General features: G+C 43.0%; 11 protein-coding genes. 8 read left to right on the top strand and 3 right to left on the bottom strand.

Features of this window, described 5'->3' with window-relative positions:
• Positions 1-59 precede the first annotated feature (59 nt).
• The 4 genes from trxB (at position 60) to infA (ending at position 2,887) form a co-directional block, all read left to right on the top strand.
• A complete protein-coding gene (trxB, locus tag FNC98_RS07945) occupies positions 60-1,022 on the top strand; it encodes a thioredoxin-disulfide reductase (protein ID WP_143580729.1) in 963 nt (320 codons plus the stop codon).
• Between the two features lie 14 nt (positions 1,023-1,036).
• Positions 1,037-1,747 (top strand): leucyl/phenylalanyl-tRNA--protein transferase, encoded by a 711-nt coding sequence (gene aat, locus FNC98_RS07940; RefSeq protein WP_143580728.1) that lies wholly within the window; start codon positions 1,037-1,039, stop codon positions 1,745-1,747.
• A gap of 125 nt (positions 1,748-1,872) precedes the next feature.
• Positions 1,873-2,583, top strand: a complete 711-nt coding sequence (locus FNC98_RS07935; RefSeq protein ID WP_143580727.1) for an arginyltransferase — start codon at positions 1,873-1,875, stop codon at positions 2,581-2,583.
• 85 nt (positions 2,584-2,668) lie between these two features.
• Positions 2,669-2,887 (top strand): translation initiation factor IF-1, encoded by a 219-nt coding sequence (gene infA / locus FNC98_RS07930; protein WP_093328826.1) that lies wholly within the window; start codon positions 2,669-2,671, stop codon positions 2,885-2,887.
• Positions 2,888-2,991: 104 nt separating this feature from the next.
• On the opposite strand, the gene clpA is transcribed toward infA, so the two are convergent.
• Positions 2,992-5,250, bottom strand: a complete 2,259-nt coding sequence (clpA, locus tag FNC98_RS07925) for an ATP-dependent Clp protease ATP-binding subunit ClpA (RefSeq protein WP_143580726.1) — start codon at positions 5,248-5,250, stop codon at positions 2,992-2,994.
• Between the two features lie 30 nt (positions 5,251-5,280).
• Complete coding sequence (gene clpS / locus FNC98_RS07920; protein WP_143580725.1) at positions 5,281-5,601, bottom strand: ATP-dependent Clp protease adapter ClpS; 321 nt, start codon at positions 5,599-5,601, stop codon at positions 5,281-5,283.
• Positions 5,602-5,820: 219 nt separating this feature from the next.
• Here clpS and cspD point away from each other — a divergent pair, with 219 nt between their 5' ends.
• A complete protein-coding gene (cspD, locus tag FNC98_RS07915) occupies positions 5,821-6,045 on the top strand; it encodes a cold shock domain-containing protein CspD (RefSeq protein WP_143580724.1) in 225 nt (74 codons plus the stop codon).
• Positions 6,046-6,881: 836 nt separating this feature from the next.
• Here the strand turns inward: cspD and FNC98_RS07910 are convergent.
• Positions 6,882-9,113 (bottom strand): NADP-dependent isocitrate dehydrogenase, encoded by a 2,232-nt coding sequence (locus FNC98_RS07910; protein ID WP_143580723.1) that lies wholly within the window; start codon positions 9,111-9,113, stop codon positions 6,882-6,884.
• A gap of 880 nt (positions 9,114-9,993) precedes the next feature.
• Between FNC98_RS07910 and FNC98_RS07905 the strand changes: the two genes are divergently transcribed.
• The 3 genes from FNC98_RS07905 (at position 9,994) to mnmA (ending at position 12,430) form a co-directional block, all read left to right on the top strand.
• Entirely contained in the window at positions 9,994-10,749 is a 756-nt protein-coding gene (locus FNC98_RS07905; RefSeq protein WP_143580722.1) for a pseudouridine synthase, read from the top strand.
• Positions 10,750-10,770: 21 nt separating this feature from the next.
• Positions 10,771-11,232 carry an NUDIX hydrolase gene (locus FNC98_RS07900; protein WP_260680595.1) on the top strand — a complete coding sequence of 154 codons (462 nt, stop codon included), beginning with the start codon at positions 10,771-10,773 and terminating at the stop codon, positions 11,230-11,232.
• A gap of 67 nt (positions 11,233-11,299) precedes the next feature.
• A complete protein-coding gene (gene mnmA / locus FNC98_RS07895) occupies positions 11,300-12,430 on the top strand; it encodes a tRNA 2-thiouridine(34) synthase MnmA (protein ID WP_409574568.1) in 1,131 nt (376 codons plus the stop codon).
• Positions 12,431-12,495 lie beyond the last annotated feature (65 nt).

Here is a 12,495-nt window from a genome sequence, read left to right as displayed (position 1 = left end):
AAAGCTTTCACGTAATAACAATCACGTATTAGCATTTTCTCAATTCCATGGAGTATTACATGAGTGATGTAAGGCATTGCCCTCTTTTGATCTTAGGCTCAGGTCCTGCAGGCTATACAGCCGCTGTCTACGCTGCACGCGCTAATTTAAACCCGGTAATGATCACCGGTATGCAGCAAGGTGGTCAATTAACCACAACGACCGACGTTGAAAACTGGCCAGGCGATGCGGACGACCTAACCGGTCCATTGCTTATGGAACGTATGCAAAAGCATGCTGAGAAATTCGATACTGAAATCATCTTTGATCACATCGATGAAGTTGATTTCTCAAACCGCCCTTTCCACCTGAAAGGCAGCAGTGGCGAATACACCTGTGATGCGCTGATCATTTGTACTGGTGCATCTGCACAATACCTGGGCCTTGAGTCAGAAACTGCGTTTATGGGTAAAGGCATCTCAGCCTGTGCGACTTGTGACGGTTTCTTTTATCGCAACCAGAAAGTTGCGGTTGTTGGTGGTGGTAACACCGCTGTTGAAGAAGCACTTTACTTATCGAACATTGCTTCAGAAGTTCACCTGATTCACCGTCGTGATACCTTCCGCAGTGAAAAGATTCTAACTCAGCGCTTAATGGACAAAGTCGAAAACGGTAATATCGTGCTTCATCTAGACCGTACGTTAGATGAAGTGCTAGGTGATGATATGGGTGTAACTGGCTTACGTTTGGCAGACACTAAATCTGACGCGACTGAAGAAATCGATGTAGCAGGTTGTTTTATCGCTATCGGTCACAAACCAAATACTGGTATTTTCGAAGGCCAGTTGGAGATGAAAGACGGTTACCTGACTATTCAATCTGGTACCGAAGGTAACGCAACACAAACTAGCGTTGAAGGTGTTTATGCGGCGGGTGACGTTGCAGACCACATCTACCGCCAGGCAATTACCTCAGCCGGTTCTGGTTGTATGGCAGCGCTTGACGCTGAGCGTTACTTAGATGCTTTAGCATCTAAAAAGTAAGGCGAATTTAATCTATGCAACAGATCCTGCATCGTTTATCGAGCCAGGATCTGTCTTTTCCACCGATTGAACAAGCGTTAGCCGAACCTAACGGTTTACTGGCAGTCGGCGGCGACCTCTCCCCACAACGCATCGTTAATGCTTATAGCCATGGCATCTTCCCCTGGTTTTCAGAAGGCGACCCTATTTTATGGTGGAGCCCAGATCCAAGAGCAATACTTCCTCTTGAAGGCATCCGCATTAATCGCAGTCTGCGAAAATTCCTAAAGAAATCTCCGTACCGGGTAACGCTCAACCAGGCTTTTGAAGAAGTCATCGAGTATTGCGCAGATGCGCCATTTCGTGATGAGGAAACCTGGATACTTCCGTCAATGATGTATGCCTATCAGCAGTTACATCAACAAGGGATCGCCCATTCCGTTGAAGTCTGGAATGGCGAAGAATTAGTTGGTGGCCTTTACGGTATTGCCATCGGCGGTTTCTTTAGTGGAGAATCGATGTTTTATACGGCGGAAAATGCGTCGAAGGTGGCATTAATTGCCCTTACCCAGCATCTACAGCGTCAACAAATCGAATTTATCGACTGTCAGATACAAAACCCTTTCTTAGAATCCATGGGGGCTATTGAGATCAGCCGTCAGCAGTTTAAAGAGCAACAGGCAAATGCGCGTAAACTGCAATTAAACGACGACTGTTGGCAACCTCGTGAACTAAAACTCGACTGACACCCAGATAGACACCCCGATTAACACTAAGTGGAATTGGTACTACAGATTATTTATAGTTAAAGTTGCTACACGGTATTTAGGCAATTGCGCGTGCAGCAATAAACCTAGCTAAGAACGAGTTGATGAGCGAGCAAAAGAAATATTTTCAGTTTGGATTAACCCAGCACTTTCCCTGTAACTACTTGCCAGAGCAAAAAGAACGCTTGATGGTGGTAATGAATCACGAATTGCTAACCAATGAAAATTATCAGCGTTTGTTGGAGGCAGGGTTTCGACGCAGTGGCAATCAAGTTTACCGACCCCATTGCCAATTGTGTGATGCCTGTGAATCACTGCGGGTACCGGTTAAAGAATTCACCCCATCTCGAAGTCAAAAGCGCATTGTTAATAACAACAAAGATATCCACGTCAATATCAGCTCAACTGAAAAGGAAGCTTACTACCCATTGTACGAGCGCTACATAAATACCATTCATACCGATGGGGGTATGTATCCGGCCAATCGTGAGCAATATAACAATTTCATTTTCAGCGAAAATGTCGCGCAGTTATTCATAGAGCTTTATCTTGATGACAGGTTAATCAGTGTCGCCGTAACCGACCATTTACCCAATGCGCTGTCAGCACTTTACACCTTTTATGACCCTGATTTTCCTAAACGTTCTTTGGGAAAACTATCGATACTCTCGCAAATCGACATCGCTAAAACCTTGCAGAAAGAATTTCTGTATTTGGGCTATCAAATCGACGCCTGCTCAAAAATGAACTACAAAAACAAATACTATCCCCACCAACGACTTAAGCAAGAACGCTGGCAACGAATAAATAAATAGCGCATTGACTTTACAAACCGCTCGCTTTTGGGCATGATCTGCGCAGCAATTTTTTATGCAAAATTTTTAGAGGATTAACGCTTAGATGGCGAAAGAAGAAAATATCGAAATGCAGGGTACGGTTTTGGAAACTCTTCCGAACACCATGTTCCGTGTAGAATTAGAAAATGGTCACGTAGTAACTGCACATATCTCAGGTAAAATGCGTAAAAACTACATCCGTATTTTAACTGGTGACAAAGTTACCGTTGAATTAACACCTTACGACTTATCTAAAGGTCGCATCATTTTCCGCGCCAGATAATCCTCAGGCTCAAAGGGCTCCAGACAAATAGCAACGTTTGTCTTGTATAGAAATTAAAAAACCCCGCATTTGCGGGGTTTTTGTTCTTATGGGTTGTGAATACGTTATGAGACCAACTCGGGTTTTTCCTCAAAGCTAAATACCAGCTTCTTGGTTTTCTTGTCAACATCCACTTTGGCTACACCGCCCTGCATTAACTGGCCAAAAAGTAGCTCATTAGCAAGAGGTTTCTTCAACTGCTCCTGGATCAAACGCGCCATCGGACGAGCGCCCATAGCCTTGTCATAGCCATTTTCTGCCAACCAGCTACGAGCCTTCTTGCTGATTTCTAGGGAAACACCTTTGTGATCAAGCTGCGCTTGCAGTTCAACGATGAACTTATCAACAACCTGCTCAATAACATCGGTTTTCAGATGGTTGAACCAAATGATTGAATCAAGGCGGTTCCTGAATTCCGGAGAGAACACGCGATTGATCTCGCTCATCGCATCGAAGCTATGATCCTGTTGTTGGAAACCAATGGATTGTCGCGTGGTTTCACGAACACCGGCGTTAGTGGTAAGCACTAAAATCACATTGCGAAAATCGGCTTTACGCCCGTTATTATCGGTTAATGTACCGTGGTCCATTACTTGCAGCAGAATGTTGTAGATATCGGTGTGCGCTTTTTCAATTTCATCCAACAGCACTACAGAATGAGGATGCTTGATCACAGCGTCGGTTAATAATCCGCCCTGCTCATATCCCACGTAACCTGGAGGTGCACCAATTAGTCGGCTCACCGCGTGTTTCTCCATATACTCGGACATATCGAAACGTAACAGTTCAACACCTAAAATTTTTGCCAGTTGATTGGTTACCTCTGTTTTACCGACACCTGTTGGACCAGAGAATAAGAACGACCCAACCGGTTTTTCTTCATTCCCTAATCCCGCTCGGTTTAATCGAATAACCGAGGTTAAGCCATCTATCGCTTCGTCCTGACCAAACACCACCATTTTCAGGTTACGGTCAATGTTCATCAGGTTGTCTTTCTCAGTTGAAGATACCGACTTTTCTGGGATGCGGGCGATTGATGCGACGATGCTTTCAATATCACCGATATTGATAACCTTTTTGCGCTTGTTGGCAGCAACTAATTGCTGACGTGCGCCCGCCTCATCAATCACATCAATGGCTTTATCCGGTAAGAATCGGTCATTGATGTACTTCGCCGATAATTCTGCAGCAGCTTTTAAGGCTTTGTTGGAGTACTTCACATTGTGATGTTTCTCGTAACGCTCTTTCAGGCCCTGCAGGATCTTAGTGGTTTCGTCAATGGTTGGCTCATTGATGTCAATTTTCTGGAAACGACGAGCAAGCGCCCTGTCCTTCTCAAAAATGGTTTTAAATTCCTGATAGGTAGTAGACCCCATACAACGTAATTTGCCGGCTGATAACAGCGGTTTAATAAGGTTTGAGGCATCCATCATGCCACCAGATGCGGCACCAGCACCGATAATGGTGTGAATTTCGTCAATAAACAGGATTGCGTGGGGATCTTTTTCCAGCTCTTTCAATAGCGCTTTGAAACGTTTTTCAAAATCACCGCGGTATTTAGTACCAGCCAGTAAAGCGCCCATGTCTAAAGAGTAGATAGTGGCGTCCGCCAATACCTCTGGGGCTTTTTCTTCGACAATGAGTTTTGCCAGGCCTTCGGCGATTGCCGTCTTACCTACACCGGCTTCACCAACAAATAATGGGTTATTCTTACGACGACGGCTCAGCACCTGAACAGCACGTTCAAGCTCTGTTGAGCGGCCGATCATCGGATCTATTTGCCCAAGCTGCGCAGCCTTATTCAAGTTTTCAGCATAGTTGTCGACATTTTTGTTGTCTTCTTCAATGCTAATCGCATCGTCGTGCTCAATAGTTGGTTCCGTTGATTGGTTTTTCGAGATCCCGTGGGAAATAAAGTTAACGATATCCAACCGGGTAATGTCAGATTTTTTAAGGAAATAAGCCGCTTGTGATTCCTGTTCACTAAAAATAGCGACCAGTACATTGGCACCGTTTACTTCTGTTTTACCTGACGACTGGACATGGAAAACTGCACGTTGTAATACGCGCTGGAAACCCAAAGTAGGCTGCGTTTCTTTCTCTTCATCACCATCTTGAATAACCGGAGTAGTTTCGGCAATGAACGTATTTAATTCTAATTTAAGCTTATCTAAATCACCGCCACAGGCTTTAATAGCTTCGATGGCTTCTGGATTTTCGAGCAAAGCAAGAAGCAAGTGTTCGACCGTCATAAATTCATGGCGAGAATCTTTAGCTTGACGGAAAGCCAGATTTAAGGAGATTTCTAATTCTTTATTCAACATTAACGTCTTGCTCCATATTGTGGGGGAAAATCACACCTGTTCCATGGTACACATCAGTGGATGTTCATGTTTACGGGCAAACTGACAAACTTGATCAACTTTGGTCTCGGCAACTTCAGCGGTGAAAATGCCACAACTTGCTTTACCCTTATAATGTATTGTTAGCATAATTTGCGTCGCTTGATCAGTATCCATGTTAAAAAATTTGCTTAACACTTCAACTACGAAATCCATCGGGGTGTAATCATCATTTAGTATAATGACCCGATACATCGACGGACGCTTTATTTTTTCTCGATTTTGCTCTTCAACAACATTATCCGTGTCGTTGAATTCTTTGGCTTTGCTCATATAAAAATATTAGCCCTTACTGCTTCTATAATAATAAAGATTTAAAAAATCAAAAAAACCAACAATTTATCTTGACTAATTTTTCGATTAATCTAAATTTTTAAATGTGGCTACTTTTTCGCCACGCCCCCTACCAGTAATTTACTGATAGAAATACTTTAATGATCATGTGAGATCGATTCAAACAAAAATACCAATGTTTAAGAAGGAAGTGGAAGTATGGCTAATGGTACAGTGAAATGGTTCAACAACGCCAAAGGTTTTGGTTTTATTCGACCTGAATCTGGCGGCGAAGACATCTTTGCTCACTATTCAACTATTCAAATGGACGGCTACCGTACCCTGAAAGCTGGTCAAAGCGTTGATTACGAGCTAAACGAAGGTCCAAAAGGACACCACGCAGCAAGTATCCGCCCTCTCGATATGGAAGGCGAGCAGCAATAATCCAGTTTTTTCAGAGATTCAAAGCAAGAGAGTTCGCTCTCTTTGCTGAATCCTGAAATACTCTATCTGCTGTAACGTTACTTAGGACAAGTTTTTATCGTCAAAGTTCGATGACAAGGTCGATAACTTTGCGTAAATGTTTGTCTTAAGTGAAAACACATAAAACGGGATATCATCTTATCTTGTTTTGCGGCTTTAGCAGTGAAAGCCCCTTCAGCTTCTTGACATCAAGTGAGCACAGACATTTGTGCTGCTCACGAAAAATGAAAAGCCCCCACTTTTCTCAACCCCGTTAAATTCTAACAACAAACACTAACCAAACGTTCTTTTCGTTGGTTATTCCAATCCCATTAAATTATTGCTCACTCAGTGAGAATTTAAAGGCGTTTAGACAAGGCTTTGATTGCAGAGAATGGGTTATTCCATTTTAAAAATTAGCCGAAATCGTTAATGCAGCACAAACGCCTTTAAAACTCACCCGTAGGGAGTTTATCTTAAGGCCCATTTACCGCCCTATATTTCATTAATATAGAATGACTATATCAATAAAATCTATGTTGTAAATGAACCTCGGCCCTAACTCTGAGTTGTGCACAAATTTAGTGGGATTGATATAAGTACGGCCGTCAGTAATTAAGCATTTAACATAACTAAGCGGCAAAAGATTCAAATCCGGTGGTTTATTCTGACCAATTAAACATGATCGAGTTCGAATCGAATATTCTCTGCTTCGCAGTTTTAGAACAGATTGGAGATTTTAGTTGCGGTTTTGTCTAGTAATCAGAAATAAAAAAGCCTGCTTCACTGCAGGCTTTTCGATAACAATGGTGGTTATATTAGCTTAAAGAAGCAATAATCTCATTTAGAGCTGTGCTTGGACGCATCGCTTTGCTCGCAAGCTCTGAATCCGGCTGATAGTAACCAGCAACATCTACAGAAACACCTTGTGCAGAGTTTAACTCGTTGACAATGCCGGCTTCGCCTGATGTCATTTTCTCGGCAACTGGCGCAAACGTCGCTTTCAATTCTGCGTCTACGTCTTGTGATGCAAGCTCTTGAGCCCAGTACATCGCCAGGTAGAAGTGACTACCACGGTTATCAATCTGACCAACCTTACGAGCCGGAGATTTATTTTCGGCCAAGAAGGTCGCTGTTGCTGCATCAAGAGTATCAGCAAGAACCTTCGCTTTTGCGTTATCTGCAAAGTTACTTAAATGCTCAAAAGATGCCGCAAGCGCAAGGAACTCACCTAAAGAATCCCAGCGTAGGTAGTTTTCTTTTTCAAACTGTTGAACGTGTTTAGGTGCAGAACCACCAGCACCAGTTTCGAACAGGCCACCACCGTTCATTAGTGGCACGATTGAAAGCATTTTCGCACTGGTACCCAGCTCAAGAATTGGAAATAAATCAGTTAGATAGTCACGCAATACGTTACCAGTAACAGAAATAGTGTCTTTACCTTCTTTGATGCGCTCTAATGAAAAACGAGTCGCTTCTACAGGAGAAAGAATACGAATGTCCAGACCCGCTGTATCGTGCTGAGGCAGATATGCGTTCACTTTCTTGATCAACTGTGCATCGTGAGCACGCTCTGGGTTTAACCAGAACACCGCCGGAGTATCCGATGCACGTGAGCGGTTAACCGCAAGTTTCACCCAATCCTGGATTGGCGCATCTTTCACCTGGCACATACGCCAGATATCACCCGCTTCAACCTGATGCTGCATTAATACATCACCATTGGCATCAACAACACGCATCGTGCCGTTGGCTTTTACTTCAAACGTCTTGTCGTGAGAACCATATTCTTCAGCTTTTTGAGCCATCAAACCAACGTTTGGAACACTACCCATGGTTGTTGGATCAAATGCACCATTCTTCTTACAAAAATCGATAGTTTCCTGATAAACACCTGAGTAACAACGATCTGGAATGACCGCAATAGCGTCTTGAAGCTGGTCGTTTTTGTTCCACATTTGGCCAGAAGAGCGGATCATTGCTGGCATCGAAGCATCAATGATCACGTCACTTGGAACGTGTAGGTTAGTGATGCCCTTATCAGAGTTAACCATCGCTAAGTCTGACGCATCGGTATAAACTGCATCAAGCGCAGCAACGATTTCATCTTTCAGAGCAGGCTCTAGTTGTTCGATTTTCGAGTAAACATCGCCAATACCGTTGTTTACATCGACACCTAGCTTTTCAAAAACGTCCTGATATTTCGCGAACACGTCTTTATAGAAAACGGAAACACAGTGACCAAAGATGATCGGGTCAGAAACCTTCATCATGGTTGCTTTCATGTGTAATGAGAAAAGAACGCCCTGCTCTTTAGCGGCCTGAATCTGCTCAGCTAAGAACGCACGCAGTTTGTTTTTACTCATGAATGATGAATCAATGACTTCACCATCTTGTAAAGCAAGGCCTGATTTTAATACCTCAACCTCTCCCGCTTCAGATACAAACTCAATGTCTACAGATGTGGCGTTTTCGATAGTTACAGATTGCTCGCTACCGAAGAAATCACCGTCGCTCATGCTAGCAACGTGAGATTGAGAGTCTGCAGACCAGGCACCCATAGAGTGTGGGTTGTTTTTCGCATACTGCTTAACAGAACCTGGGGCACGACGGTCTGAATTACCTTCACGAAGCACCGGGTTTACCGCACTTCCCAACACTTTCGCGTATTTTGCGCGAATTTCTTTTTCTTCATCAGTCGCTGGCTCTGCAGGAAAATCAGGTAACGCGTAACCCTTATTCTGCAATTCTTTGATAGCAGCTTGTAGTTGAGGGATAGAAGCACTGATGTTTGGAAGCTTAATAATGTTAGCTTCTGGTGTTTTCGCCAATTCGCCTAATTCAGCAAGCGCATCACCGATACGTTGTGCTTCAGTTAAGTACTCAGGGAAGTTTGCAATAATACGACCTGCTAAAGAAATGTCTTTAGTGGTTACTTCAACGCCAGCGGTGCCAGCGAATGCCTGAACGATAGGTAAGAAAGATTGAGTTGCTAATGCCGGCGCTTCGTCGGTAATAGTGTAGATAATTTTGGAATTCTTGGAGGTCATACCTTGTCCTTTGTTTAAACGCCCAAATCCAGGCGCGTCTTTAAACGAGTTAAACCAATGTTTCAAAACACGAGAAGTTTAGCGAAAATTTATAAACCCGAAAACCATGTATTCGAAAGATGCGAAGTACTGAGGACTCCTCTTACAATCGAATGCACTGTCTGATTTTGAAATTTGCTGAATACCAACTCTTGTCTTGTAATTGGTTAAAGGTCTGTTAATTGTGCGTATCGCTTTGATTGGCTTCAATCAGAGTGAAACAGGATTATCATCACACATACTACTTTTACTTTGAGAGATATCCCTGCCCCAGTCGAAACATGAAACGTTCAACCGCTAAGGCAATAAACTACATCAGCCCTTTTACTGTCTCCTCGCGAATAAACCTTTTCGCCGGTCTTTTTATTTTGGTGATCGGACGCAATTAAACTGCCCCATATACCACAGGGAGCCATTCAAAGGCTTTTCAGCTTGGGTTTATTTGGCGAGCGCGCGATAGTATAGCAGTATGAATTTAATTAACATAGCCTTAACCTTAGGTCTATTCCCCCTATCAGATACAATTTTGTTTAACAATTACTTATAAAGCATAGAAATTAGGAATATGAATAAAAATGAATGTATAAAACATCATCGTTAAATTCTCCGAACAGCGTTTGTTTAGAATCTGAGCTGCGTTTTTTCTATTCAACGTAAAATATTACGCTAAACAGAAAAAGCCTTGCTCAACTCCAAAACAATTCACTGCAAAAATGCCTTGATAGGAGAAAGAGACCTGTAGCGTTAAAACGAAAAAGAAGAAGTTATAACACTTATTACGAAAAATTTTGTTACCATACAGCCTTTATTTATGTGCCCTGAATAACCCATTAATTGAATCATGGATAAGCGAAAAAACAACGCTGGTAAAAAACACAAGCCTTCCCATGGCACTGATAAGTCGAAGAAAGTTGTGAGGAAAAAGTCTGGTAATGTTAACCCTGGGAAAGCTGACACAACCAGAAACCGTAAAAAGCAAACAGACCGGGAACGGTCTAAATCTCGGCCAAGGCCAAAAAAGCCAATCCCAGAAAAGTCCATATTAGTGTTGTTCAATAAACCTTACGATGTGTTGACGCAATTTACCGATGATCAAAAACGCTCAACGTTAAAGGACTACATTGCAATCAAAGATATTTATGCCGCCGGGCGATTAGATAAAGACTCTGAAGGCTTATTGGTGTTAACCAATGATGGCGCTTTACAGCACCAACTCGCGAATCCAAAGTTTAAAAAAGCCAAAACCTATTGGGTACAGGTAGAAGGTGATGTTTCGGCAAATGCTATCAAAGCGTTGCAAAATGGCGTTGAACTCAAAGATGGCTTAACTCGCCCAGCGAAAGTAAAGCGCATCGATAACCCAAAGATTTGGGAGCGCAGCGTCCCTATTCGAGAACGCAAGAACATTCCTACCACCTGGCTGGAAATTACCATTACCGAAGGCAGAAATCGACAAGTACGGCGGATGACTGCGCACGTGGGTAATCCGACATTACGACTGATCCGTATTTCCATGGGTCCATACAAATTAACGGACATCGCACCTCTAAACTCCCTGGAACCTGGCCAATTTAAACAAGTCTCGGTTTCCCCTTAACATTTGCAAGGAATATCCAGCGTGGATGATCACCACTTACAATTTAAACCAAACACCACAGTCGCTGCAGTAATCCACTGTAATGGTAAATTCTTAATGGTCGAAGAATGGCAGGATGAGCAATGGGTTTACAATCAACCAGCTGGGCACCTTGAGCCCGATGAATCTATCGTTGACGGCTTAAAAAGAGAAGTTGAAGAAGAAACGGGCCTCAAGGTTGACCCACAAAGCTTATCGGGAATCTACTACTTTCATTTGCCTCGCTCGAACCTGTTTTATTTGCGATTTTGTTTTGTTGTCGAGCTTGAAAACTGGCTTGAAACCTCTCCTCAGGACGAAGAAATCAACCGTGCAATTTGGATGAGCTATGATGAGTTATGCCGTAAATCTGAACAATTACGCAGCCCTATGGTTTTAGAAGGGATCAAAGATTATCTGGCCGGAAACAAATACCCAATAAGTGTATTAAAATCGTATCTTTAATAGTGTGTTGCCGTCTAATTCATGTTAAAATTCGCGCCATTTTTTAACAGGTCGGGAATTGCAGTCCTTGAGTACATCTACTAACCGTGATTTAAAAGTTATCGTCGGCATGTCCGGCGGCGTTGATTCTTCCGTTTCCGCTTACCTCCTGCAGCAACAAGGCTATCAGGTTGAAGGTTTGTTTATGAAAAACTGGGAAGAAGATGACGATGACGAATATTGTGCAGCAGCGGAAGATCTGAAAGATGCACAAGCGGTTTGTGAAAAATTAGGGATAGAACTTCACACCATCAACTTTGCTGCAGAATACTGGGACAACGTCTTTGAGTATTTCCTTGAGGAATACAAAGCGGGCCGTACGCCAAACCCAGACATCATGTGTAATAAAGAAATTAAATTTAAAGCGTTTCTTGAATTTGCCTGTGAAGATCTTGGTGCCGATTACATTGCTACCGGGCACTATGTGCAGCGTCGTGAGCAGGATGGTAAATTCCAAATGCTACGTGGTCTGGATAACAACAAAGATCAAAGCTACTTTTTATATACGTTGAGCAATCAGCAGGTAGCACAAACTCTTTTTCCTGTGGGCAACCTGGAAAAACCAGAAGTTCGTGCAATTGCCGAACGTGAAGGCTTGATTACTCACGACAAAAAAGATTCGACAGGAATCTGTTTCATCGGTGAGCGCAAGTTTAAAGACTTCCTGGGTCGCTACCTGCCTGCGCAACCAGGCGTTATCGAAGACAGTGATGGTAAAGCTATCGGTGAGCATGATGGTTTGATGTATCACACCCTTGGCCAGCGTAAAGGTTTGCGAATCGGCGGTTTAAAAGACGCTGGTGATGAGCCTTGGTATGTGGTTGAAAAAGACATGAAACGCAACGTCTTGATTGTGGGCCAGGGTCATAACCACCCTCGCCTGTTTTCTAAAGGCTTGGTTGCCGATCAATTACATTGGGTTGATCGCGAAGAACCGGCGTTAAACGAAGCATTTCGCTGTACCGTGAAAACCCGTTATCGCCAGCAAGATGTGGCATGCACCGTGACCCGTATTAACGATAGTGACTATGAAGTCATGTTCGATGAGCAACAAAGCTCAGTAACGCCAGGTCAGTCGGTTGTCTTTTATCAGGACGAAGTTTGTCTTGGTGGTGGAATTATCAATACGTTAATTCGCGATTTTGATTCTTTAAATTAAGGCATCAGCCCCCTGCTTTAACGGTTGTTATTCTAAAATGAAACAAATAAATCATAACAATTAAG

Origin of the sequence: Thalassotalea sp. PS06, assembly GCF_007197775.1 — a bacterium.
Taxonomy (GTDB): domain Bacteria; phylum Pseudomonadota; class Gammaproteobacteria; order Enterobacterales; family Alteromonadaceae; genus Thalassotalea_A.
The sequence above is the reverse complement of the archived record's forward strand: the minus strand, read 5'-3'. Positions and strand labels throughout refer to the sequence as shown.